This is a genomic window from Kiritimatiellia bacterium (genome assembly GCA_018001225.1).
GTDB lineage: Bacteria > Verrucomicrobiota > Kiritimatiellia > CAIQIC01 > JAGNIJ01 > JAGNIJ01.
The window spans coordinates 277,523-302,940 of record JAGNIJ010000001.1; the positions used below are offsets into that span (position 1 = coordinate 277,523).

24 protein-coding genes are annotated in these 25,418 nt (G+C 65.7%); all 24 read left to right on the forward strand.

The annotated features are described in order from the left end of the window. Positions 1-2 precede the first annotated feature (2 nt). On the forward strand, positions 3-2,282 hold the full coding sequence (locus KA248_01150) for a polysaccharide biosynthesis tyrosine autokinase (GenBank protein MBP7828502.1): 2,280 nt from the start codon (positions 3-5) through the stop codon (positions 2,280-2,282). A gap of 32 nt (positions 2,283-2,314) precedes the next feature. Continuing rightward, positions 2,315-3,781 carry a sugar transferase gene (locus KA248_01155; protein MBP7828503.1) on the forward strand — a complete coding sequence of 489 codons (1,467 nt, stop codon included), beginning with the start codon at positions 2,315-2,317 and terminating at the stop codon, positions 3,779-3,781. A gap of 16 nt (positions 3,782-3,797) precedes the next feature. After that, a complete protein-coding gene (locus KA248_01160; GenBank protein MBP7828504.1) occupies positions 3,798-4,331 on the forward strand; it encodes a hypothetical protein in 534 nt (177 codons plus the stop codon). A gap of 202 nt (positions 4,332-4,533) precedes the next feature. Then, positions 4,534-5,310, forward strand: a complete 777-nt coding sequence (locus KA248_01165; protein ID MBP7828505.1) for an FkbM family methyltransferase — start codon at positions 4,534-4,536, stop codon at positions 5,308-5,310. A 146-nt stretch (positions 5,311-5,456) separates the two neighbouring features. Next, the gene (locus KA248_01170; GenBank protein MBP7828506.1) at positions 5,457-5,915 is read left to right on the forward strand and encodes a MarR family transcriptional regulator; all 459 of its coding nucleotides are present in this window, start codon (positions 5,457-5,459) and stop codon (positions 5,913-5,915) included. Between the two features lie 208 nt (positions 5,916-6,123). Next, complete coding sequence (locus KA248_01175; GenBank protein MBP7828507.1) at positions 6,124-7,425, forward strand: O-antigen ligase family protein; 1,302 nt, start codon at positions 6,124-6,126, stop codon at positions 7,423-7,425. A 19-nt stretch (positions 7,426-7,444) separates the two neighbouring features. Further along, entirely contained in the window at positions 7,445-8,323 is an 879-nt protein-coding gene (locus KA248_01180) for an ABC transporter permease (protein ID MBP7828508.1), read from the forward strand. A 59-nt stretch (positions 8,324-8,382) separates the two neighbouring features. Beyond that, positions 8,383-9,330 (forward strand): NAD-dependent epimerase/dehydratase family protein, encoded by a 948-nt coding sequence (locus tag KA248_01185; GenBank protein ID MBP7828509.1) that lies wholly within the window; start codon positions 8,383-8,385, stop codon positions 9,328-9,330. 62 nt (positions 9,331-9,392) lie between these two features. Continuing rightward, on the forward strand, positions 9,393-10,586 hold the full coding sequence (gene pseC, locus KA248_01190; GenBank protein MBP7828510.1) for a UDP-4-amino-4,6-dideoxy-N-acetyl-beta-L-altrosamine transaminase: 1,194 nt from the start codon (positions 9,393-9,395) through the stop codon (positions 10,584-10,586). Positions 10,587-10,626: 40 nt separating this feature from the next. Further along, a complete protein-coding gene (gene pseF / locus KA248_01195) occupies positions 10,627-11,322 on the forward strand; it encodes a pseudaminic acid cytidylyltransferase (protein ID MBP7828511.1) in 696 nt (231 codons plus the stop codon). A 142-nt stretch (positions 11,323-11,464) separates the two neighbouring features. Further along, entirely contained in the window at positions 11,465-11,662 is a 198-nt protein-coding gene (locus KA248_01200; GenBank protein MBP7828512.1) for an AbrB/MazE/SpoVT family DNA-binding domain-containing protein, read from the forward strand. Next, entirely contained in the window at positions 11,659-12,087 is a 429-nt protein-coding gene (locus KA248_01205) for a PIN domain-containing protein (GenBank protein MBP7828513.1), read from the forward strand. Before KA248_01200 ends, KA248_01205 begins: the two co-directional genes overlap by 4 nt. A gap of 170 nt (positions 12,088-12,257) precedes the next feature. Then, positions 12,258-13,775: a UDP-2,4-diacetamido-2,4,6-trideoxy-beta-L-altropyranose hydrolase gene (pseG, locus tag KA248_01210; GenBank protein MBP7828514.1), complete on the forward strand. Its 1,518-nt coding sequence runs from the start codon at positions 12,258-12,260 to the stop codon at positions 13,773-13,775. Continuing rightward, on the forward strand, positions 13,772-14,842 hold the full coding sequence (pseI, locus tag KA248_01215; GenBank protein ID MBP7828515.1) for a pseudaminic acid synthase: 1,071 nt from the start codon (positions 13,772-13,774) through the stop codon (positions 14,840-14,842). Before pseG ends, pseI begins: the two co-directional genes overlap by 4 nt. Before the next feature lie 196 nt (positions 14,843-15,038). Next, positions 15,039-16,304: a DUF4910 domain-containing protein gene (locus KA248_01220; protein ID MBP7828516.1), complete on the forward strand. Its 1,266-nt coding sequence runs from the start codon at positions 15,039-15,041 to the stop codon at positions 16,302-16,304. 12 nt (positions 16,305-16,316) lie between these two features. Next, entirely contained in the window at positions 16,317-17,297 is a 981-nt protein-coding gene (locus tag KA248_01225; GenBank protein ID MBP7828517.1) for an aminopeptidase, read from the forward strand. Continuing rightward, positions 17,294-18,814: an acyl--CoA ligase gene (locus tag KA248_01230; GenBank protein ID MBP7828518.1), complete on the forward strand. Its 1,521-nt coding sequence runs from the start codon at positions 17,294-17,296 to the stop codon at positions 18,812-18,814. Before KA248_01225 ends, KA248_01230 begins: the two co-directional genes overlap by 4 nt. Before the next feature lie 9 nt (positions 18,815-18,823). Next, positions 18,824-20,056 (forward strand): pyridoxal phosphate-dependent aminotransferase, encoded by a 1,233-nt coding sequence (locus KA248_01235; protein ID MBP7828519.1) that lies wholly within the window; start codon positions 18,824-18,826, stop codon positions 20,054-20,056. A gap of 13 nt (positions 20,057-20,069) precedes the next feature. Continuing rightward, a complete protein-coding gene (locus KA248_01240; GenBank protein ID MBP7828520.1) occupies positions 20,070-20,327 on the forward strand; it encodes an acyl carrier protein in 258 nt (85 codons plus the stop codon). Further along, positions 20,324-21,061, forward strand: coding sequence for a class I SAM-dependent methyltransferase (locus tag KA248_01245; GenBank protein MBP7828521.1), 738 nt, complete (start codon positions 20,324-20,326; stop codon positions 21,059-21,061). The genes KA248_01240 and KA248_01245 overlap by 4 nt, the downstream gene beginning before the upstream one ends. Before the next feature lie 40 nt (positions 21,062-21,101). Further along, the gene (locus KA248_01250; GenBank protein MBP7828522.1) at positions 21,102-21,908 is read left to right on the forward strand and encodes an AAC(3) family N-acetyltransferase; all 807 of its coding nucleotides are present in this window, start codon (positions 21,102-21,104) and stop codon (positions 21,906-21,908) included. Positions 21,909-21,953: 45 nt separating this feature from the next. Next, positions 21,954-23,360: an ATP-binding cassette domain-containing protein gene (locus tag KA248_01255; protein MBP7828523.1), complete on the forward strand. Its 1,407-nt coding sequence runs from the start codon at positions 21,954-21,956 to the stop codon at positions 23,358-23,360. Positions 23,361-23,578: 218 nt separating this feature from the next. Then, positions 23,579-25,156 carry a hypothetical protein gene (locus KA248_01260; protein ID MBP7828524.1) on the forward strand — a complete coding sequence of 526 codons (1,578 nt, stop codon included), beginning with the start codon at positions 23,579-23,581 and terminating at the stop codon, positions 25,154-25,156. Positions 25,157-25,218: 62 nt separating this feature from the next. Then, positions 25,219-25,418, forward strand: a 200-nt coding sequence (locus KA248_01265; GenBank protein ID MBP7828525.1) for a hypothetical protein, incomplete at its 3' end; no start/stop codon positions are given.

The following is a 25,418-nucleotide window of genomic DNA, read 5'->3' on the forward strand; positions in this document are numbered from 1 at the left end:
CGATGAAAAGCATGATCCAGATTCCGGCCGGAGCGAAGGGCCCGGGCGGGTCCGCAGGGCCGGGTCCGGCCGCGTCCGCCGCGAAGACCCTGGACATCTTCGACATCAAGCAGTATTTCCATATCATCCTCAAGCGCATCTGGCTGGTGGCCCTGTGCTTCTTCATCTCCGTCGGCGTCACGATGGTGTTTGTCCTTCAGGAGGAGCCCGAGTACCGCGCCCGGGCCACCCTCCTGTTGAGCCAGGGCTTGCCCCTCCCCGCGGTGTTGCGGCAGGAAGAGGTGCAGTTGCGCGGGGAGTACCTGGCCACCCAGCAGTTGATCCTGCAAAGCGGCATGCTGCGCGACCGCGCCAAGGAACGGTTGGCGCGGCAGGGCGAGAAGGCCGGGGCCTATACCTCCCTTAGCGCGTACCAGGTCTCCGCCACCTCGTTCCTGGCGATCGAAGCCGAGGGGGCGGATCCCATCTATGTCGCGGCCTTCGTCAACGCCCTGGCCGAGGAGTACCTGGATTTCAAGGCCGAGGAGCGGATGGACACCTCCCAGGCGACGGTCATCAGCCTGACCCAGCAGGCCAACCGGTTGCTGGAGGAACTCAAGCGCGCCGAGGCGCGCCAGGTGGCGTTTGAAAAGGACAACAGCGTGGTAGGCCTGCAGGACCGCGGCAACGTGGCGGGGTCCATGCTGGCCAGCCTGGCGCGCCGCGCCGCCGAGTACCGGATGGAGCGCATGCTCCTGGAGTCCCAGCGTCCGCTGCTGACCGGCGCGTCCGATGACATCATCCTGAACACGCTGGCCTGGCCGACGGCGGCGTCCCTGGCGCCCTCCGCGATCCAATCCGGGGCCCGCGGCAAGGAGGCGGACGCGGAGGGCGCGGCCAGTAACGAGTCCGGCGCGGAACAGATGTTGGAGTGGGGCCTGGTCGAGCGGCCGGGCTGGGCGGAGTTGAAACGCGATCGGGAGCGCATAGAGGTCCGCCTGGATCTCTACAAGCAGAAATTCAAGGATCAGCATCCGGCCATCCGGAAAATCATGGCCGAACTGGAGGAAAACAAGCAGGCGCTGGATGTCGAAGTTCAGTTCGCCATGCGCCAGTTTAATGCCCGCCTCGATTCGCTGAACCTCCTGGAGCAGTCCACTCGGCGCGTCGAAAAGGAATGGGAGGCGGAGGCGATCGAGTCCACGCGCAAGTCCCAGGAATACCGCGCCCTGCAACGGAACGTGGGCCGCCTCCAGGCCCTGTATGACCTGGTCTTCAACCGCCTCAAGGAAATCGATGTTTCGATCGGCATCGAGCCCGAGACCGAGCGCATCATGGAGCGGGCCAAGCCGCCGACTTCGCCGATCACTTCCCGCAAGGTGCAGTCCATCATCATTGCGGCTCTGGTGGGCTTGGGCATCGGGCTGGGCCTGGTCTTCGGCTTGGAGTACATTGACGACTCGCTGAAGTATCCGGAAGAGGTCTCCAAGTGGCTCAACCTGCCCTTCCTGGGCGTGGTGCCCACCGCCAAGTGGGATCCCCAGGACCTGCGGACCCACGTGCTCGCCAACATCGACCAGAAGAGCGTGCTGGCGGAATCCTACCGTAACCTCCGTTCCGCCTTCCTGTTCAGCGGGATCGGCGACCGGGCGCGGATTCTCCTGTTGACCTCGGCGGTCCCGCAGGAAGGCAAGACGACCACGTGCCTGAATCTGGCCGTGAGCCTCGCCCAGATCGGGCAGCGCGTGTTGATCGTGGATGGCGACCTTCGCCGCGGAGAGTTGCACAAGTTCTTCGGCCTCGAGGGCGGCCGCGGCTTGTCCGACGTCCTGGTGGGGCAGGCCAAGCCGGACGCCGTGATTCAGCGCACCGGGATCCCCAATCTCGATTTCGTGGCGACGGGGCCGCTGCCGCCGAACGCCGCGGAGATTGTCTTGCGGCCGGAGATGAACTCCTTCATGGACCACGTGCGCCGGACGTATGACCGGGTGCTGTTCGATTGCCCGCCCGTGATGGCGGTCTCGGAGGCCGTGATCCTCTCCTCCCTGGTGGATGCCGTGATCTTCGTGGTCTGGGCCGGCCAGACCTCCCGGAAGCTCTCGGGGCTCGCGATCCAGTTGCTGCGCGAACGCGGGGCGAATCTCCTGGGCTGCGTGCTGAACAATCTCGAGTTCGGCCGGGTGGGATACTACTACTACTCCACCTACTACGGGTACTACGACTACGAAAGCGGGTATTCCGCGCCGGCCCCGCGGCGCGGGGCGGCGTCCGCGCCCGGCAAAACTGGGCCAAAGGGGTCCTGACCCCGGCGTCGGCCCGGCGGAAAGGCGAAGCCATGCTTGGGAAATCGCATATCCGCATATCCCTGCGCCGGGTCGTGCTCCTGGTGCTGGATTTCCTGTGCGTGGCCGGCAGCATCGTGCTGGCGGCCATGCTGCGGCTCGGGATCGGCGACGGATTGGACTATGTCCTTGGGCACCAGATCACGCTGGGCTCCGCGTGCCTGGTGTTCCTCCTGGTTTTCTACAGCGCGGGCATGTACGAACGCGAACCCCTCCTCAAGAGGAAGAGGGAGCTGGCGCACCTGCCTTTGCTGGCCACGGCGATCGGGCTCGTCCTGGTCATCGTCCTGTTTTATGCCCGCGCCGGGGCCGCCATCGGCCGGGGCATCCTCCTCCTGGCCGGCGGGTTGATCTTCCTCGGCGCATGGGGCGCGCGCACCCTGTACCGCATCGGCATGGGGTACGGCCTGCTGTCCCGCAACGCCCTGATCATCGGCGAGGGGGGGGAGGCGCGCGATGTGCTGCGCCTGCTGGCCTCCGCCCCCGACGCCGGATTCCGTGTTTTCGGCATCGTCTTCAGCAGCCGGTCGAAGCACGAAGACCTGATCGAGGGCATTCCCGTTCTCGGCCACATCAGCCGGCTGAACGAGTTCGCGGACGCGTACGCGGCCGACACCATCATCGTGGCCACCTCCCTCGCGCGCGAGCACGCCCTCCTGCGCCTGCTCCGGCCGCTGCGCTACGCCGGCGTCACCATCGTGGACTACGTCGGGCTGCACGAGGAGTTGAGCCAGGAGATCCCCCTGGATCACATCGACGACGAGTGGCTCATGTACGCGGCCATGAACAACTCGGTCATCCACATCCGGAAGATCAAGCGCGGGATGGACCTGGTGGTCGCCGTCCTCGGGCTGGTCGTGTCCCTGCCCATCAGCCTCCTGGCGGCCCTGGCGGTCAAGCTCACCTCGCGCGGCCCGGTGCTGTACCGCCAGAGAAGGGCGGGACAGGGCGGCCGGCACTACACGGTCATGAAGTTCCGGACGATGCGGCAGGACGCCGAGGCGGCCTCCGGCCCGGTCTGGGCGGACAAGTACGACCAGCGGGTGACCCCGGTCGGCCGGTTCCTCCGGAAATCCAGGATCGACGAGATCCCGCAATTGATCAACGTGCTGCGCGGCGAGATGAGCCTGGTGGGGCCGCGGCCCGAGCGACCGGAGTTCGTCGAAACCCTGGCGGCCGCCATCCCGTTCTACAAGGAACGGCTGCTGGTGCCTCCCGGGGTGACCGGCTGGGCGCAGGTGCGGTTCCCCTATGCCGCCAGCATCGACGCCTCGCGCCGCAAGCTCCAGTACGACCTCTACTACATCAAGCACATGAGCTTCATCCTGGATCTGCTGATCCTGCTGCGCACATTCAAGACCATCCTCGCCGGCCTGCGGCACAGCGAGGACCTGGAGCCGGCCGCGGCGGGCCAGGCCGCCCCCGCGCCGGAGGCGGCGAACCCGGCCAAGTGGGCGTGAGCCCTTCCGCCGGCCGATGAATGCGTCCCGCCAGCCTGCGCCGCCGGAAATCGGGGAGCCCGCGGCCGGCGAGGCCTGGGTGGTGCTGCATACCCGGCCGCGCCGCGAAAAAAAACTGGAGGAGTTCTGCCGGAGGAACGGGATGCCGGTCTACCTGCCCCTGCGCCGGAAGGTCCATCGCTACGGCGGGCGCGAGCGCACCTTCTGGTCGCCCCTTTTCCCGGGCTATTTGTTCTGCGTCACGACCGCCCCGGGCCGCTCCACGCTTCGCCAGAACCAGCACGTGGCCAACCTCCTCGAGGTGCTGGACCAGGTCCGGCTGATCGATCAACTGCGGCAAATCCGGCAGGCGCTTTCCGTGAACGATGTGATCGAGGTCATGCCCTATCTCGCCGCCGGCCATCGCGTGCAAGTCACGTCCGGCCCCTTCAAGGGGCTCGAAGGAGTGGTCCAGCGCGTCAAGGGCCGCGCCAAGGTCGTGCTCAACGTGGACATGATCCAGCAGGCGGTGTGCATCGAAGTGGAGAATACGTGGCTGGCGCCGGCTTGAGAAGAGCGCGCAAAAGTGATATCGGACCTGGTTATCGCATGAACGAAAAGAGCGAGTGTACGAATCCACGCCCCCCGCGGGCTTGTCCCGTGGGAGCGGAAGGGTTTGCGGCGAGGGCGCTTTGCGCCCTGCCGCCACTTCCTTCACCCGCGGGACAAGCCCGCGGGGATCGAACGCCAGGCCAAACCCTGCGGCATCTTCCATGCTTGCATCCCTGAAAAGAATCGTTCGCCGGTATGCGCCTCCGGGCCTGAAGCATCGGCTTCGCAAGTGGAACAGCTGGCGTCTCGTCCGCGATTTCGACGAGAGCCGCTGGCCTCCGGCGGCCGCGGTCCGTCGGTTGGTTCGCCCGGGCGACCGGGTCGTGGATGCCGGCGCCAACATCGGGTATGTGACGGCCCTGCTGTCGCGGTGGGTGGGCCCCACCGGCCGGGTCTACAGCATGGAACCGGAACCCGGCACGTTCGACGTGCTTTCCGCCAACGTGCGCCGTTTGAATCTCGGCAATGTCGAGTTGTTCCACTGTGCCGTTTCCTCGCACGAAGGGGCAGGGGCGCTGGCGATACCCGAGTACGCGGACGGCGGCGAGAACCTGTACGAGGCCCGCGTGGTGGGCTCTCCGGAGGGTTCCGGGGGCGTCCGGACCGTGGGGATCAAGCTCGCCTCGCTGGACAAGCTTCTCGGCGGCCGCGTCGAGGCCCTGGCCCTCATCAAGTTGGACGTCGAGGGGAGCGAACTGGAAGCCGTCCAGGGCGCCCGGGAGCTGGTCCGGCGATTCCAGCCGGCCTTTCTAATAGAAGTAAGCAGCGATCCGTGGACGCCCGGAACCAAGGCGGAGGCCTTGTTTTCAGTCTTAACAAATTGGGGCTACGACCCTTATGCTTTTGATGGTGGGGCCTGGCGTGGAGTGAAGCGCGGCTCGACGGTTCTGGATGTGGTCTTTCTTCACGCATCGAAGAAGCCGAATGCCTCCGGTTGATCGAGACGGAGGACGGCGTCTGCCATGGGCGCACGGAGGCGCTCGGTCTCCAAAAGCGCTTGACGCGGAGGCTATCTTTGAATACTTTTAGAATATTCTAAAAGGTGTGTATGTCGCCGGATGCCATACAGTCGGCACGATGGGAAATGATTGAGGCCGGGGGGCGGACCGCCCAGTCGTTCGGGTTGGGCCGGCTTTTCGGGCAGATTTACATGTTGCTCTACTTGAGCCCGGCCCCGTTGAGTCTCGACGACCTGGTCGCGCACCTGGGCGTGAGCAAGGCGAGCGTCAGCATTGCCTGCCGGCAGTTGGAGTCCTGGGGCGCCGTGAAGCGCTGCTGGCTCAAGGGCGACCGCAAGGATTACTACGCGGCCGAAATCTCTTTTCAACGCATCCTGACCAGCGGCCTGCTGCCCTCGGTGGCGAAGAAGCTGGAGTCCGCACGAATACAGATCGAGCGTAGCCTGTCGCTGCTGGAGGGCGGCGGGCATGATGGCGAGCAGGGCCAGTTTCTCAAGCGCCGGCTGAAAGAGGCCGACGAGTACCGGCAGAAGGTCACGCGGCTGCTCAACAACCGCCTGGTCAAGGCCGTGCTGGGCGCGTGAGGCCCCGGGGTCGGGGCCGCGAACGGAGTCGTGGCGCGCGGTATAATAGCGGCGGCCGTCAGCGGTTTCCTTCGGGAATCGACGGGGGCGAAGCCTGCCCTGGCGCAGGTGGAAAGCGGAGCCTTGAATCCTGAAGCGCATCGTTATTCCCGAACTCGCGCCAAGCGCGGTTCGGGCTAAATTTCCAGTTCCAAGGCGCCTCCCTCCCATGTCCCTCTGGGCCTTCAGATTCCTGCTCTGGTACATCTGCATCATGATCGTGCAGCCGCAGCACCGCTTTTTCTTCCTGATGCCCTTCCGGATCGCCAACCTGTGCATGATCATCGCGACCGGCCTGCACGTGGCGTCCTGCATGACGGAGGGCCGGCCGTTGGTCCGGTTCGGCCTGGCGACCAAGTGGGCGCTGGCGCTGCTGGGGTTCGGCCTGCTGTCCCAGTACACGGGTGCCCTGCAAACAAATCACGCGTGGAACAGCTTCATCGATATCCTGGTCAAGAACGCGTACCTGCTGATCATGGTGGAGGCCATGGCCTATTCCGTGGAGCGCGCCTGGGCCGTGTTCAGCACGATCGGCCTGGCCTCGCTCTGGTGGATCAAGGGCGGGCTGCGCCTGTCGGCGATGAACGCGACCTGGGCCATGGGCGACCGGATCATGGGCCCGGCGGCCGGGTTGGTGCAGGATCCCAATTTCTTTGCCTACATGATGGGCGTGTTGACCCCCCTCTATCTCTACTTTTCCCGCGCCAGCGACCGGTGGTGGATACGCTGGTTTTCCCTGGGCCTGGCGGTGTCCGCCGTCTTCATTGTCCTGCGCACGGGCAGCCGCGCGGGATTGCTGGAACTCCTGGTGCTGGGCGCCCTGCTGGTGCCGAAATATTTCCGGGAGCAGAAGCGCACCGTCCTGCTGGCCGGGTTGGCCCTGTTCCTTCTCATTCCCCTGTCGGGGCGGGACAACCTCCGGCGGTTCAAGACGATCCCGCAATCCATCATGGCCTTCTTCAGTGGCGAGGCGGATTTGAGCGGTCAATCGGCGGATACGTACAGCACCATGGAGCGCCGGACGAAGAACAGCGATACGTGGGCCTTGATCAAGCAGTATCCCCTTTTCGGCGTGGGCATGAATCCCAACGAGGCCCTCTTCGAGAAGGAATTCTGGGGGGCGACGGGGCAAGTCCATTGCGAGATCCTGATGGCCGGCCGCCAGATGGGTCTGATCGGCATGATTCTGCACGTGGGATTCCTGGCGATTCCGTTCGTCTACGGCCGGCGCATCCAGAAGCAATGGGTGAACCGCTGGCCCGCGGTGTCGGAGTTGGGCTACACGATCAAGGTGCAGGCCGCGGTCTTTGCCGTGGGCGGTTTGTTCCTGCCCCTGCCGTGGCATCCGCTCCTGCTGGCGCTGGGGGGATGCGCTTCCGGCTTGTGGGGCGCGCTAAAGGGCATGGAACTGGCGGCCGAGCAGCCGGCCGCGGGTTCCGAGGACTTCTCCGGCCTGCTGTCCGTTTCCTGACCCCGCGGCTATGACGGCCATGAACAAACCCGTCGTTGTCTACGATGCCTCGAACAGCGACCGCCTGTCGGTGTCCGCGTGGCCGCACATGGTCCGCGAGTTCCGGGACAGCCGCGAGTTGATCCGGCGGCTGGTGCAGCGCAACTTCTCCGCGCAGTTCCGCCAGTCGTTCCTCGGCTATCTCTGGGTGGTCCTTCCGCCCGTGGCCACCACGCTGGTCTTTGCCCTGCTGCGCCAGGCCGAGATCGTCAACGTGCCCATGGGCGAGGGGCGCATGCCCTACGTGTTGTTTGCCCTGCTGGGCACGACGATCTGGGGGTTTTTCACCCAGTTGACCATGATGGCCACGGGCAGCATCGCCAACGCGGGCAGCCTGGTGTCCAAGGTCTACTTCCCGCGCGAGGTCCTCGTGGTCAGCGCGGCGGGCAACGCGGTGATCAACTTCATCATCCGCCTGGGCGTGGTGGCCCTCACGCTGCTGTTTGTCCGCTACCTCCCGCATCCCGCGGCGCTGCTGGTCCCGGTGGCCCTGCTGCCCATGGTCGCGCTGGCCCTGGGCCTGGGCCTGTTCTTCGCGCCCATCAACACGATGATGAGCGACATGGGGCGCCTGCTCGAATTCGCCTTCCAGTTCGGCCTGTTCCTCGCGCCCACGGTCTATCCCACGCCGCCGGCGCCCTGGGTGCACGACGGCGGAACCTGGTCCACGGCGATCTACTGGCTGCACATGCTCAACCCCGTGTCCCATTTCCTCTACGCCGCCCATTCGCTAATCGAGCACGGGACCCTGCTGCTGACCCCGGGCTACCTGATTTCCTCGCTCTTTTCGCTGCTGGTGCTGCTGATGGGCTGGCGCTTTTTCCACGTCTGCGAACCCCTGCTGGCGGAACGATTGTGAACGACAACCGGCGCCGCGAATCGCGCGGCGCCGTCATCGGGCGAACACGGAGGGCGAACATGCCGCGCATACTGATCACGGGCGGAGCGGGTTTCATCGGCCAGGCGGTCATTCGGACCTTCCGGCAGGTCTATCCGGAGAGCTCCTTGCGGGCGATGGATCTGGTCAAGGCCCCGGGAGACGACATCGAGCGCTACACCGGGAGCATCCTGGACGCCAACGACATCAACCGGGCCGTCCAGGATTGCGACTACGTGGTCCACCTGGCCGCCATGCTGGGCGTTAAGCGCACCGAGGCCCAGCGCCTTGAATGCCTGACGGTGAACATCCAGGGCACCTTGAACGTGCTCGACGCCTGCGTGAAGAACCGGGTCAAGAAGATCGTGTTCTCCTCCTCTTCTGAAATCTACGGGGAGCCTTTTGAAAACCCCATTCGGGAAGTGACCCCGGCCAGCCCCAAGTCCGTGTACGCGGTGACCAAGCTGGCCGGAGAGGAATACCTGCGCGCCTACCGCGAACGCTATGGCCTGCGCTTCAGCGTCGTGCGGTTTTTCAACGTCTACGGGCCCGGACAAGTGGCCGAATTCGTGATGCCGCGCTTCATCAAGGCGGTCATGGAGGACAAGCCTCCCGTCGTGTATGGGGCGGGCAATCAGATCCGGGCCTTCTGTTATGTGGACGACGCGGCCGCCGGCGTGGTCCGGGCGCTGCTCAATGATAAGGCCGACGGGGAGGCTTTCAACATCGGCAACGACCTGGAGCCCGTTTCCATGCGGGAATTGGCCGGGCGGGTGATCACCCTGCTGGGCAAACCGATGAAGCCGGTGCTCGTGGAGATGAGCCAGTCGGACCGGTCGGCCGGCCGCGAGATTCACGAGCGGTTCCCCGACATCAGCAAGGCGCGCCGGGTGCTGGCCTATGAGCCGACCGTATCCCTGGACGAGGGAGTCCGGCGCACGGCCGCCGCCGGGCCCATCGAAGCCAGTTGGTACGACCCCATGACCTGAACCTCGGGCCGCCTGCGCGGCGCGATGACGGACCACAAGCCTTCGACCCGGGAGCGAGTTGCATGACCAAGACCCCGTTCACCTACGGCCGGCAATCCCTCGATGCGGCGGATGTCGAGGCCGTGAAGGAAGCCCTGGAATCCGGATTCCTGACCAGCGGCCCGCGCGTGGCCGCGTTCGAAGAGGCGCTGTGCAAGGCCACCGGCGCCCCCTACGCCGTGGCCGTCAGCAGCGGCACCGCCGCCCTGCATCTCGCGATGCGGGTGGCCGGCGTCGGGGCGGGAGACCGGGTGGTGACCTCGCCGATGACCTTCCTGGCGTCCGCCAACGCGGCGGAATACGTTGGTGCAACCGTGGATTTTGTGGACGTAGACTCGAGCACGGCCAACCTGAATCCCGCCGAGTTGGAACGGACCTGGGACAACGCCACGCGGGCCGTCGTGGCCGTGGACTATGCCGGCCAGCCGTGCGACATCGCGGGGATTGCCGGGGTGGCCCGGAGGCGCGGAGCGCTCGTCATCGAGGACGCCTGCCATGCCCTGGGGTCCGAGATCACGGTGGACGGCCGCCGGTACCGGGTCGGCGGGCACGGGCGGGCCGACCTGACGACGTTCAGTTTCCATCCCGTGAAGAATATCACAACGGGCGAGGGCGGCGCCGTGGTAACCCACGACAAGGCCCTGGCTGACCGGTGCCGCCTGCTGCGCAGCCACGGCATGACCAAGGACGTCGCGGGCTTCAAGGGTCTCGGCCGCCCCGAGTTCAACGAGTTCGGGCCATGGTATTACGAGATGCAGGACCTGGGCTACAACTACCGTCTTTCGGACATTCTCTGCGCCCTCGGCATCAGCCAGTTGAAGCGACTGCCCGACTTCGTGCGCCGCCGCCGCGCCATCGTGGCCGCCTATAACGAGGGGCTGAAGGATGTGCCGCGGGTCGAAGGGCCATGGGAGAGTCCCGGCGTGGCGTCTGCGTGGCACCTGTACGCGGCGCGCGTGGATTTTTCCGGCTTGGGCAAGACCCGCACCCGGGTGATGGCGGAACTCCTGGAGCGGGGCATCGCGGCGCATGTCCTTTATATTCCCGTTCACCTGCAACCCTACTACCGCGAGAAATACGGGTACGGGCCCGGCAAGTGCCCCGTCGCCGAACAATTCTACCGTCAGTGCCTTTGCCTGCCCCTGTACGTGGACCTGGAGGACGGGGATGTGCAGGCCGTGATCGAGGCCGTGAAACAAGTCGCCGGCGCAAGGTAGCCGCCGGCGTTAGCCGGGCCTCAAGGAGCACCGCAGTGCTGTGAACACCGTCGCCATCATCCCGGCCCGCGGGGGCAGCAAGCGCATCCCGGGGAAGAACATCCGGCCCTTCTGCGGCCGCCCGGTGATCGCCTATTCCATTGCCGCGGCGCGCACGAGCGGGTTGTTCGGCCGGATCCTGGTCTCCACGGATTCCGAAGAGATCGCGGCGGTAGCCCGGGCCGAAGGCGCCGAGGTTCCGTTCCGCCGCCCGCCGGAACTGTCGGACGACCGGACCGGCACCGACCCGGTGCTCGTGCATGCCTTGAACTGGCTGGCCTCCCAAGACGCGCGGCCGGACTATGCCTGCGGCTTGTACGCGACGGCGCCGTTCGTCCGGCCGGACGACCTGCGCCGCGGGCTGGACCTGTTGAAGGAATCCCGCGCCATCACCGCTTTTTCCGTGACCACGTATCCCTATACCATTTTCCGCTCGCTGAAGCTCAACGCGCAGGGCCGCCTCGAGATGTTCTGGCCGGAGAACTGGACGAAGCGTTCCCAGGACCTCCCCGAGGCCTGGCACGACGCCGGGCAGTTCTACTGGCTCGACGTGGCCCGGTACCTGGAGAATCCTCGCCTTTTTTCTTCGGATTCGGTTCCCGTGATACTGCCCCGCCACCGCGTTCAGGACCTGGACACCCCGGAAGACTGGGAGACGGCGGAGAGAATGTTCAAGGCGTCGCAGGTTGCAGGTTGAAGGTTGGAGGCGGGAAAAAGGCAACGGCGAAGCGGTTTGAAGAAATCGAGTGCCGGCTGCCGGCGATGGAATTGACCAAAATGCGGGAATGTTGTATTGGTATGCCATGAATACGGTAATTCAGATAAACGGCAGGGGTTCCATGACTCTGCCGAAAGAGTTGAGGAAACAGTTGGGTGTTGATGGCGGGGGTGTGGTGATGGCCAGCGTTTCAGGGGATGGCATTGTGCTTCATCCTGCTGTCGCCTATCCGATTGAGATTTATTCGGATGAGCGAATAGCAGAATTCGATCAGGCTGATAAGGAGTTCTCGCGGCATCTGTCGGAGCCGCGTCGGTGACTATCTTTCTGGACGCCAACATTCTCTTTTCTGCCAGCGATTCAAAAAGCGCTACCCGACAATTGTTGGAAGCCCTGGCGACGTCTCATAGGCTGGTGACCAGTGTCCATGCATGGGAAGAGGCGCGACGGAACCTGGAACGCAAGCGCCCCCATCTGCTTTCCGGCTTGAATGGGCTTGGCAGCCGGATCGAAATCACCAAGGCATTTGAAATGCCCAAAGAACGACCGGAATGGTTGGCCGAGAAAGATATTCCGATTCTGGCAGGCGCCATCGGTGCCCGTTGCACCCACCTTTGGACAAGTGATCGTCAGCATTTTGGCCGTCTCTATGGTCAGCGTGTGCAGGGGCTACTGGTCCTGTCCAGCATCCAGATGGCACAGGCGTATCGAGATTCAACTTCCTCGCATTCTATTCAGCCTTAACTGTCTCGCTTGCGGAACGAAACTGTGCTGACCTACCCACCCCGGCCCGCGGCGGGCCACCCCTCCCGGGAGGGGAAAATCCTCGGCACTGCATGGATTCCGCCCCTTCCTTCTCTGATAATGAAATCCGCGCCGGGCTGATCCATTGGGCCGCTGGGATTCCGTAAATAATGAAGCTGGTCATCAGAGCGGATGCTTCGGCGAAGATCGGGGCCGGGCACGTCATGCGCTGCCTTTCCCTGGCCCAGGCCGCCATGGCGCGGGGCTGGGAGGCGACGATGGTCAGTCGGGACCTGGCGCCCGGGCTCCGGAAACGGGTGGAAACCGCCGGGTGCCGCCTGGTGTCCATCGCGCAGGCCCATCCCCACCCGGACGACCTGGCGCACACGCTGGAGGCGGCCCGGCAGTCGGCGGCCCGGTGGATCGTCGTGGATGGGTACGACTTCGACGCGGGCTACCACGCGGCCCTCCGCGCCTCGGGCGCCCGCGTGATGGTCGTGGACGATCACCGGCACCGAGACCGCTACCCTGCCGACATCCTGTTCAACCAGAACATCCACGCGGAACGGCTCGTGTATCCCGCCGACCCCGGGACGGTCTTCCTGCTCGGCCCGCGCTACGCCCTGCTGGGTCCGGCCTTCCTGCCGTGGCGGGACCGGCCCCGGGACATCCCGGAGACCGCGCGCCGGGTGCTGGTCTCGATGGGCGGCGCCGACCCGGACAATGCCACGGCCACCGTCATGGACGGGCTCAAGGACCTCGACGTCGAGGTCAAGGTGATCGCCGGCAGCGTGAATGCGCACGTGGAGAAATTGCGGGAGAAGTGTTCGGAATTCGGTCTTCAGGTTTCAGGTTCCCGCCCTCATCCCTCTCTTTTCACCCTCCTCCACGACGTCACCGACATGCCCGCCCTTATGACCTGGGCGGACCTCGCGATCCTGGGCGCGGGCAGCACGTGCTGGGAAGCGGCCTTCATGGGGCTGCCGTCGCTCATGGTGGTGTTGGCGGACAACCAGCGCGGGGTCGCGGGCGGCCTGGCCGAGGAAGGCGTCGGCGTCAACCTGGGCGAGGGGACGGACCTTCGTCCCGAGGCCGTGGCGGACCAGGTTGGGGCGCTGCTGCGCGATCCCGAGCGCCGGCGCCGCATGCGCGAGGCCGGCCGGGCCCTGGTGGACGGCCGGGGCGCCGCGCGGGTGGTGGATACGCTCGGGGCGGACCGGGTGCGGTTGCGTCCCATTACCATGGACGACGCCGAGTTGCTGTTGCGCTGGACCAACGACCCCGACACCCGCGCGGTGTCTTTCTCGTCGCATGTGATCGCGCGCGAGGAACACTACGCCTGGCTGGCCCGGCGCCTGGCCGATCCGGATACGAGAATGGTCATGGCCGAAGACGAAAGCGGCCGGCCGTTCGGACAGGTCCGCTTCGAGATGCGAAACGGGGAGAAAATCGTTTCCGTGAACCTCGCGCCGGAAGCCCGCGGCCGCCGGCTTTCCTCTTTCGCGATCGCCGCCGCGACCGCCGAAACCGCCCGGCTGGACCCGCCGGCGCGCATCCACGCCTACATCAAGACGGATAACGAGCGCTCTCTCCGCGCCTTTCTGGCCGCGGGGTATCGTCCTGCGGCGCGGGGGGCCATGGGCGGGGAGCCCTCGGTCCGCCTCGTGTGGGAGGCCGGAACGGCATGAATCCTTCCGTCGAAATCGCCGGCCGGCCCGTGGGGCCCGGGCATCCGGTGTACCTCGTCGCCGAGATGTCGGCGAACCACGGGCAGCGTTACGACGAGGCCGTGCGCATCGTCCGCGCGATGAAGGACGCCGGGGCCGACGCGGTGAAAATCCAGACCTACACGCCCGACACCCTCACGCTGGATTGCAACCGGCCGGAGTTCCGGATCGGAAAGGGCACCCTCTGGGAGGGCAAGACCCTCTACCAGCTTTACGGCGAGGCCTACACGCCCTGGGACTGGCAGCCGAAACTGAAAGCCGTTGCGGAGGATCTCGGCCTGCATTTTTTCTCCACGCCGTTTGACGATACCGCGGTGGACGTTCTCGAGGCCCTGGACGTGCCCGCGTACAAGATCGCCTCGTTCGAACTGGTAGACGCGGGCCTGCTGCGCCGGGTCGCGCGAACGGGCAAGCCGGTGATCCTGTCCACGGGCATGGCCACGCGGGACGAAATTGACGAGGCCGTCGGCGTGTTGCGGGGGGCGGGATGCGAGTCGCTGATCCTGCTGAAGTGCAGCAGTGCCTATCCCGCGCGGCCGGAGGAGATGAACCTGCGCACGATCCCGGACCTGGCTGCGCGGTACGGCTGCCCGGTCGGCCTTTCCGATCATACCCTGGGCATCGCCACGGCGGTGGCGGCCGTCGCGCTGGGCGCGTGCGTGATCGAGAAGCACTTCACGATCTCCCGCTCCGTGCCGGGGCCGGACAGCGCCTTTTCCCTGGAGCCGGGCGAGTTCAAGACCCTGGCCGAGTCCGTGCGCGAAGTGGAGAAGTCGTTGGGCCGGATCTCGTATGAGATCGGCGAGCACGAGAAGGCCAGCCGGGTCTTCCGGCGTTCTTTGTTCGTCGTGGCGGACATGAAGGCCGGGGACGTGTTCACCGATCGGAACGTTCGTTCTATCCGGCCGGGACACGGCCTGTCGCCGAAGCACCTGGACGAAATTCTCGGGAAGCGGGCCGCCCGGGACATCCCGCGTGGGACGCCGATGAGTTGGGACCTGGTGAGCGGTTATTGCTCCGGCCGCTAAATACCCGACATCGTCCACGCGCTTACGCGCGCGGCTACGTAGTCGCCGGCGTAAGCCGGTGGCTCCCCTGACTCGGTGTTTGCCTGGCCACGCCGTTACCGGCGCGGCTACGATAAGAAGCGCGGTTCGGCATTCTATCCGTGTAAATCCGCTTCCATCCGTGGTTTTTTCTGGCTCTGTTATGGACGGTCAAACCATGCATCGCTGGGCGTCGGACCTGTTTCCGATCTGCCGCAGCCTGACGGGCGAGGGTGTCCGCCGGACGCTGGCATACATCCGGGAACTCGTCCCGGAACTCGTGGTCGAAAGCGTGCCGACCGGGACGCAGGCCTTCGACTGGACGGTGCCGGACGAGTGGACGATCCGGGACGCCTTCATCGCCGACGAGGCGGGCCGGCGCGTCGTGGATTTCCGCCGGAACAACCTGCACCTGGTGGGCTACTCGGAGCCGGTGGACCGCTGGCTGGACCGGGAGGAACTGGACGCGTACCTGTATTCCCTCCCCGGCCAGCCCGACGCGATCCCCTACGTCACCTCCTATTACAGCCGCCGCTGGGGGTTCTGCGTGAGCGAGAACCAGCGCCGGGCCCTGCCGCCGGGCCGCTACCGGGCGGTCGTGGACTCGGAACTGAAGCCCGGCGTGCTGAATTACGGCGAGGCGGTCTTGCCCGGGGACACCGCGGAGGAGGTCCTGCTTTCGACGTACGTCTGCCATCCCTCGATGGCCAACAACGAGCTGTCGGGGCCGGTGGTGACGACGGCCCTGGCGCGCTGGTTGCGGGACCTTTCGCGGCGCCGGTACACGTACCGGATCGTGTTCATCCCCGAGACCCTCGGCTCGCTGGTGTTCGTGAGCCGGAACCTGGAGCATTTGAAGAAACACGTTGTCGCCGGGTTCAACATCACGTGCGTGGGGGACGACCGGTGCTATTCCTACCTGCCGTCCCGCGCGGGCGACACGAAGGCGGACCACGCCGCCCTGCACGTGCTCCGGCACCTCGCGCTGGACTTCAAGCGGTACACGTGGCTTGACCGGGGGAGCGACGAGCGGCAGTACGGCGCCCCGGGCATCGACCTGCCCGTGGCTACGATCATGCGCAGCAAGTACGCCGCGTACCCGGAATACCACACGTCCCTCGACGACCTGGCCTTCGTCACGCCGTCGGGCCTGGAGGGCGGGTTCAACGCGTTGCGCGCCGCGCTCGAGGTGCTGGAAGGCAACGGCGTGCCCCGGGCCACGGTGCTCGGCGAACCGCAACTCGGGCGGCGCGGCTTGTACCCGACCGTCAGCCGCAAGGGCAGCACCGACGCGGTTCGCACAATGATGAACCTGCTCACCTACAGCGACGGCCGGCGCACCCTGCTGGAGATCGCGGACGTCATCGGGACGCCCTTTGCGGAGTTAAGCCCGTTGTGCAAGAAGCTCGTGGACCACGGCCTGCTGACCTGGCAACCTGCGTGAGGCCGCACGGACATGAACGAACTGACCCCTGAACGCGAGCGCGCGATCCGGCACGTCCTGCAGCACTGCGGATCGGTCCGCACCGGCGAGTCGGTACTGATCCTCTGCAATCCCGAGACCCGGGACTTGGCGGAGGCCTTCCGCAAGAGCGCGGAATCCTGCACGGATTCCGGCCGGTTGGTGGAGATGCCGTTCAGCGCGAGCCACGGGCAGGAGCCTTCCGGCGAGGCGCGCGAGGCCATGCTCGGTGCCGCGCTGACGATCTCGCTCTGCGTCTACTCCCTGGCCCACAGCGCCGCGCGCGTGGAAGCGGCCCGGAACGGAGGCCGGTTCTTGAGCCTGCCCCTGTACTCCTGGAAGCTGTTGGACGATCCGGCCCTGGTCATTGATTACCGCGCGCGCCGACCCGACGTGGATCGCGTGGTCGGAGCGCTCACGGCCGGCGCGCGCGCGCGGGTGACCGGGCCCGCGGGGACGGATGTCGAGTTGCGCTTGGAGCATCGGCAGGGCAACGCGGCTCCGGGGTACGTCGAGCGGGCCGGGGACATGGGATCGCCCCCGGACGTCGAGGCCAACATCGCGCCGATCGAGGACGGCACCCGGGGCGTCATCGTCGCGGACGGCTCGATCACCACGCCCGAGATCGGCCTGCTGGAATCGCCGTTGCGCCTGGAGGTCGAGGGCGGACGGGTCCGCCGCGTGTCGGGCGCACGGGCCGATTACGCGGAGACGCTGGAGCGCCTGCTGGGGGGCGCGGACAGCGCGCGCCGCGTCGTGGGCGAGTTGGGGGTGGGCCTCAACCCGGTGGCCCGCTTGACCGGTTGCATGCTGACCGACGAGGGCTGCATGGGCTGTATTCATTTCGGACTGGGATCGAATGCCACGATCGGCGGCTGCAATAACGCCGGGTATCATCTGGATGTGATCGTCCGGTCCGCGCGGCTGGAGGTGGACGGCCGGACGGTCCTGAACGGCGGGAGGGTCATGGTATGAAGCCGGTACAACGCACGTTTGGCCGGGATTTCCTGGAGATCGCGGAACGTCGCTCGCGCGAGGTGGCCTTCGTCACCCCCCGCGACGTGGACACTGCGGAGCTGACCTACGGGCAGGTTGCGCTACTCGTGCGCCGCTGCTGGACCCTTTTCCGGCAGCATGGGCTGGCGCCGGGCGACACGGTTATGGGGATCATGCCCAATGCCCCGGATACGCTGGTCCTGCTGTACGCCGCCCTGGCGGCCGGGATGAAGTACGCGCCGTTAGCATGCACGGCGACCGAGGCGGAGGTGACCCGGTGGGGCCGCCTCGTGCGGCCGTCCCTGGCGCTCGTTTCCGACCTGCTGCCCGCGGCCCTGCAGGAGTCCGTGAAGGGTCTTGGTGTCCCGGTAACGCGGGTGACGGCGGACGGCGCCTTCGGCTGGCTGCCCCCGGCGGAGGCGGAGGCCGGGTTCGCCGCCGGCAAGCTGCTGTTGAGCACCAGCGGCACGACGGGCGAGCCCAAGGCCATGGTGATTGACGGCGACACGCTCTGGGCCGCTGCCTGCGCCTTCGCGGACTTCCACTATCTCCGCGGCCGCGCGCCGCGCTTCTGGAACTACCTGCCCGTGTCCTATCTGGGCGGGCTATTCAATCTTGGCCTGATTCCCCTGGCGGCGGAGGGCTCGGTGGTCGTGGACGACACCTTCAGCGGGAAGACCTACCTGACCTACTGGCAATTTGTGGAGCGCCACGGCATTGATACCCTCTGGCTGGTGCCGACGATCGTTCGCGGCCTTGTGACGCTCGGGCGCGCGGCGCGGCGGCGGGTCAGGGACCTGGAGTCGCTCGTGCAGCGCTGTTTCCTGGGCACCGCGCCGATCGACTTGGGAACCAAGCGCGAGTTCGAAGTCATGTTCGGCCAAACTCTGCTGGAGAACTACGCGCTCTCGGAAACCACCTTCCTTACGTCGGAAACGCCCGCGACCCTGGAGCACCGCTCGGAAGGCAGCGTCGGGGAAGTGCTGCCCGGCGTGGAGCTGGAGTTCCGGCCCGTCCGGGAGGCCGAATCCGGCGAATCGGTCCAGGAGGTCCGTGTGCGGACGCCTTTCCTGTTCGACGGCTACCTCGGCGAGGGCGGGGTCGTATCCCGCCCGGTGGACGACGAGGGCTGGTTCCCGACCGGGGACCTTGGTCAGTTTAATGATGGGGGCGCGCTGGTGATTACCGGCCGGACGCGGGACGTCGTCAAGAAGGGCGGCTACCTGATCGCGCTGCGGGAGATCGAGCGGATCGCCGAGGGCCTGGAAGGCGTCCAGGAGGCCGCGGCGGTTCGCGTGCGTCACGATTTTTATGGGGAAAGCTACGTGCTGTACGTGGTGCCTGCGAAGCCCGCGGGCGACGGGTTCCGGGAGCAGACGGCCCGGGCCCTGCACGCCCAACTGGCTTCCTACCGCTGGCCGGAGGAGGTGCTTGTCGCCGAAAGCCTGCCGAAGACTTCCTCCGGTAAAATCCGCAAGGGGCTCCTGGCCCGGTAGGAGGGGATCATGACGCGACCCGACATGCAGATCAGCCGGACGGCGGCCGGGATCCCCGAGGCGCTGTCCATCTACATGAACCAACTGGTGTACGACCAGAAGAGAAAGGGGCGCGACATCACCGTGCTGTCCCTGGGCGAGGCGTTTTTCGACATCCCCATGTTCGATTTCTCCGCCATCGATTTCGTCAAGGGCTACCACTACTCCGACAGCCAGGGCATTCCCGAACTGCGGCATAAGATCGCGGGTTTCTACGGGAAGCAGTACGGGGCGCCCGTGAATGCCAACACCGAGTTGCTGATCAGCGCGGGGTCCAAGGTTATCCTCTACCTGGCCATGCAGGCGACGGTGAACCCGGGGGAGGAGATCCTAATCCATGAGCCGGCGTGGTTGAGTTACCAGGAGCAGGCGAGGATCGTCGGCGCGGTGCCCCGCTTTATTCCGTACGACTGCCCGGTCGAGCAATTCGGCCGGTACATGACTGACCGGACCCGGATGATGGTCATAAACAATCCCAACAACCCGGCGGGCCGCCTGTACCGCGAACCGGAGCTCCAGGCCCTCTACGAGATTTGTCGGTCCCGGGGCGTGTATATTCTCGTGGACGAGGCCTACAGCGACTTCCTCATCGACGAGCCGTTTGTCAGCATGGCCCGCGTGGCGCCCGACAAGAGCGGCGTGATCGTGGCCAACTCGCTGTCGAAGAACATGGGCATGTCCGGCTGGCGCGTGGGGTACGCGATCTCCACGCCGGACGTTATCCAGGCCATCCTGCGTCTGAACCAGCACGTCATCACGTGCGCCTCCACGGTCCTCCTGCTGTACATGGCACGGTACTTCGACGACGTGATCTCGCGGACGCTGCCGCAGGTGGCCGAGGTGGTGAAGAAACGCGAGCGCATCGCAAAGTTCATGGACGGCATCGGCCTCCAGCGGCTGCCCGGGGGCTCCACCTTCTACTTCTTTGTCCGGATAGACCCCTTCCCGGGAACGGACCTCGAACTGGCCCTGCATCTCCTCTTTGATCATCAGATTTCCGTCGTCCCGGGGTCAGCCTACGGGGAGAGCACCCGGCGCTTCGTTCGCGTCGGGATCGGCACGGAGCCCGAGGAGCGCATCCATGACGCCCTCCACATTCTCCGGGATGCCCTCGCGATGCCGTCGTTCGACGGCGCCGCCCAGCAGCAGCGGCTCGACGCCATGGGCGTCAAGCGGTTCGTCGTGCCCCCGCGCGTACCGTAGCCGAGGCGGAGCAATGGATACGCAAACATGGCTGAAAAACTGGCTGCAGGCCCGGGGGCGTGGAGAGCCCGGGGCCCTGGGCTCGAATGACGATTTTGTGGCCTTGGGCGTTCTGGACTCGTTCGGGACCGTTGAATTGATCAGCGCCACCGAAGAGCACTACGGCATCGAGTTCGAACCCGGAGATTTTCAAGACAAGGCGTTCACCACCATCGCCGGGTTCTGCGGCGCTATAGACAGGCGCTGCAAGCAGAAGGGGGATCGGCCATGACGAAAGACCAGCGGGGACGGTCGAAGAGCGGCGAGGGCATGCATCGGGCGTGGGACAAGTACAGAGAGACCGATGCCGAGTACTTCAAGTACATCGCCTGGCTTGAGCGCCAGCGGTTTGACACCCGCGAACTGGTGTTCAATTACCCGGTCTTTGTCGGCCAGGTAAACCTGGCGCGGCACCTGATGATGTACGACTTGTACGCGCGAGTCCGCGAGTTGTCGGGCAACATCGCGGATATCGGGACGTTCAAGGGCGCATCCTTCCTCTTTTTTGCCAAGCTCGTGGCCCTTTTCGAGCGGGCATCCACCACGCAGGTCCATGGATTTGACTGGTTCCGCGGCATGGCGCCGGGACGCCGGGATTCCACGAAGGCGGGCCAATACAGGGCCAGCTACGGCATGCTGTCCGCCATGGTGCGGCGGCAGGGGCTGGGCGACGTGGCGGTCCTGCACCGGATGGACCTTGTCCGGCAGTTTTCTCCGTTTCTTGATCGCAATCCGCAGATGCGGTTCAAGTTGAGTTTCGTGGATTGCGGAATCGAAGCGGTGCTCAATGCCGTCGTGGGCCCGCTGTGGCAGCGTACGGTGCCGGGGGGCATCATGATCTTCGACCACTACGGCTCGGAGGCTTCGCCTACGGAAAGCGCGGCCGTGGAAGCGGTGATCGGATCCTGCCGAATTCGTCACTTCCCGCATGTGCGCCAGGCGACGGCGTACGTCATCAAGGAATAGCCCGACGAGGGAGCCCGCGCCCCTGTGGGATGCAGTCAGGATGCCCCGAAGCTATGATATCGCCGATTTGACCGCGGCCTTTCGCTGGGGCGGGTTGGGCCCGGGGGATGTGGTTTTTACTCACAGCAATATTGCGCTGTTTGGAAAACCAGTCTGGGCGTACAGCGCGGAAACCCTATGCGAGGGGGTGTGCCGGGCGTTTCGCGAGGTGATCGGGCCCGAGGGGACGCTCGTGGTCCCGGTGTTCACCTACTCGTATTGCCGCGGAGAAGTTTTCAACCCCGCCGCGAGCGCGTCGGACTGCGGCCTCCTGGCGGAATGGGTGCGCACACGGCCTGGCGCCCTGCGCTCCGAGGATCCGATCTTCAGCGTCGCGGCCCTGGGCCCGCAGGCGGGGGCGCTGACCCGCGATGTGCCGCGTGAATGCTTCGGGAGCGGCTCGTTCTGGACCCGGCTCGTGGAGGCAAACGGTTGGATATGCAACCTCAACGTGTTCGAAGCGGGTTCCACGCTGTTTCACTACGTGGAGCGTAAACTGGGCGTTCCCTATCGCTTTGACAAGGTGTTTGAGGGCGTCACGGAAAAAGACGGCCGCCGCGAGAAAACAAGCGCGGTGTACTTCTGCCGCCGCCTGGACGATCCCCGGGCCGTGCCGAATAACGATGCCTTCAGCCGGTTGGCTTACGATCGGGGGGTGGCGAGGAAAATACCCGTGGGCGGTGGAACCGTGGCCATGATCCGCGCCCGGGACGTTGTGAGGTTGATCGAGGAAACGCTGCCGTCCCGGCCTTGGCTCCTGACGGCCGCCGATGGCGGCGCGCCTGAGCCACAAGATAAGCACGCGTGAAGCCGGCATACCCCCGGCGACAGCAAGCAAGAGAAATCGTTGACCATGTCCGAACCTCCCGCTATTGCCGTTCGCGGCCTGTCGAAGAAGTTCTCCCGCTCCCTGAAGCGGGCGATGTGGTACGGGCTGGTGGACATCGCCCGGGCCGCGTTGCTCCCGCACCGCTTCCGCTCGCCGAACCTGGCCGCCCGGGTGGCGGATGCGTCGGGTCCGCAGCCCATCCCATATCAAGCCGCACCCCTTCAGGTTTCAGGTCTCCGCCCTCCGCCCTCCTCCGACGGCCTCCGTCCCTCCGAGTTCTGGGCGCTGCAGGACGTCTCCTTCGACCTGCGCCGGGGCGAATGCCTGGGCGTGGTCGGGCACAACGGGGCGGGCAAGAGCACGCTGTTCTCGATCTTGAGCGGCATCTACGGCCCCACGCGCGGGCACGTGGAAATCCGCGGCCGGCTGCAGGCCTTGATTGCCCTCGGCGCGGGCTTTCACCCGATGCTGTCCGGGCGCGAAAACGTCTACATCAACGGCCTGATCCTGGGCCTGACCGAGGAGGAAATTGCGCGGAAGTTCAACGCGATCCTGGAGTTCGCCGAGCTGGGCGATTTCATCGACATGCCCGTAAAAAACTACTCGTCGGGCATGTTCGTGCGCCTGGCCTTTTCCGTGGCCGCACACCTGGACCCGGACATCCTGCTGGTGGACGAAGTCCTGGCCGTGGGCGACATGGCCTTCCAGAACAAGAGCTTCGAGCGCATGCGGTCCCTGCTGGACCAGGGCGTGCCCATGATGTTCGTTTCGCACTCCCCGCAGGCGGTGGAGATGGTCGCCACGCGGGTCGCGTGGCTCGACCGTGGCCAGGTGAAGGAGACCGGCGATCCCCGGGAGATCCTGCGGCACTACGCGACCTTCATGGAGGCCCATGCCCTCCCGCCCGGGGGCGGCACCCCGCCGCCCGCGAGTACGTTGCAGCCCATGTGGATTACCCGCGTGGAAACGCTCGCGGACGATGGGGGGGCCAGAACGGAATACAGTTGGCGTGAGTCTGTCCGTCTCCGGTTTCACTACGAGAACCAGCAGGAAGGCTTGCCGGGGTACCTGAACTTCATCCTCAAGAAGAAAGGCAACTTCGAGGTCATTTTCACGAGCCTTTGCATGTTGTCGGACGGACTGACGGTCCGGGTGCCGAAGGGAACAGGTTCGTTCGATTGCCTGCTGCGGACTCCAAGCCTGGCGGCCGGCACCTACGAGGTCTGGGCCGGCGTGCGGCGCGCGATCACGTCCGGCGTGGGGCAGGACATGTTCCAGAAGATCTTTCACGCCGGGTCGTTCCGGATCGCGGCCACGCCGGAGGAGATGGGGCGGCCGGGCTTGCCGCACGCCATGTCCACCCACCTGCCGCCCCTGGTCATGGACCATACGTGGTGCGATGCGCAAGGGAACCCGCTGCCCGCGCGCTGAAGAGACGGTGGGCGGCCACACCGTTACCGGTGCGGGTACGAAGCGCGGGCCGGAGGAGGAGGGAGCCCACCCCCGACCCCTCCGGAGGAGGGGAGAAAAGAGAACGATCCCCTCCTGGGGAGGGGTCCGCGAAGCGGGGGGTGGGTTTCAGGATCATGCGCTCACCAAAAGAAAAACGGTATTCCTTGTCTCGTCCTAACCCGAAGAGGCTTCTCTGCATGGCGTACAACCGCTGCATAACTCCGGGCATTTCCGCGTCGCTCCTCGCGGCGGGCCTGTTTCTCGTCGCCGCGGGCTGCGCGTCGCTGGACAAGATGACCTCGCCCTCCGCGCCCCAGGAGGACCAGCCGGATCCCGTGGTTCACGCGCGCATCGAGGAGTTGAGCGCGCGCTGGGAGCAGGAACCCGTGCCGGTGGGCCTGGAGCCGCAGGTGTTTTTCGACGACGCGGTCATCCTGGAGAAGTCCGAAGGATGGGTCCGGAAACAGGGCGTGCCGGTCAAGCTGAACGAGGGCGAGCCCGTGCTGAAACCGGACCGCTCCTGGGAAGGGCCGATCGCGGGAGCCTACTTCACGGTGCTGACGAACGACGCCGGCTTGATCCAGATGTGGTACAGCTGCGGCGGCGAGACCTATCGGGGGATGATGGTGGGATCCTACATGTCCCTTGCCTATGCCGAGTCCGACGATGGGTTCGAGTGGCGCAAACCCCGCCTGCTACCGGACTTCGACAACGTCGTGCTCTCCCCCGCCTTTGGCGCCGGGGTGACCTACGACCGGCACGAGCGGCGGGGCGGGCACCGGTACAAGATCGTCTATGGATCTGTCGGCATGCGCGGAGTGAGCCCCCTGCACGGCTTGGCCTTCGGGCATTCGGGCAACGGCAAGAAGTGGAGCTTCTATGAGGACGTCCGCATGCTGGACGCGCCCCGGTCGGATACGCAATGCAACATCCTGTGGGACGAAGAACTGGACCTCTATCGTGTCTATTCCCGGACCATGACCAGCGGGGGGCGCTCCTCGCGCCTGGACGTGCGCCCGGTTATCGGCGCTTCGCGCCTGTTCGTTGTGGCCCGGGCGTTGTTTCTCCCTCTGCCGGTGGCGCCGTGGACGCACGTGGCCGATACGTTTCCCCCGGAAAGCGGGGAGATCTATTCGATGACCGTGTACAAGTACGGGGGCCTCTACATCGGCAACCTGGCCCTGTTCTCAAAGCAGATCCTCATTGATTACTGCCTGGCCTATTCGCGGGACGGCGCCACGTGGGACCTGCAATACGTCAGTCCGGAGCAGGCGCTGATCCCGAGGGGCGGCGAGAAATCCTTCGATGCCGGCATGGTGTATCCCTGCCACGGCCAGCCGATCGAGCACGGGGCCCAGTGGTTGTTGTATTACGGGGGATCATGGCGGGACCATTCCCAGGAACCGCACGGGGAACCTAGGGAATACGTGTCCGCGGTGGGCGTGGCCTCGATCCGTAAGGAGGGATTCCTTTACCTGGAAAACGAGGGCGAAACCGCGCGCCTGGTCACCAAGTCGTTCGTCCTGGAGGGCAGCGCCCTGGAAGTCAACGCGGATGCTTCGAAGGGCCGGGTTGCCGTTGACGTTCTCCCGGGGGACGGCGACGCGTCCGCGAGCCCGCTGCTGCGGGGCGTGCCTATCGAACGGGATGGAGTGCGCGTTGGGATGGAATGGAAGGATGGCCGCCTGGCTGATTGGGTTGGCCGGACGGTGCGCCTGCGCTTCGACACGCGCGGCCCGGTGCGCCTGTACGGCTTCCAGGTCGTACAGAAGTAGCCGCGTGCGTAAGCACGTGGCAGCGACCGTCACGGTTTGTAGAAACGGCTTCAGGATTAATCATGTATATAACTCTAAAAAAGACCGCCGGCCGCGCCTGGTGGAGGGCGCAGGAGATCTATCGCGAGCTGTTTATCGAGAACAGCGACGTGAAGAAGATCGAGCGCGCCCTGCAAAGGCTCCACGACGTGGCCCACGCGAGGCCGCTCCGGGAGGACGGCCGGCACATTCTCATCTTCAATCTCCGCCCCTGGTACACCCA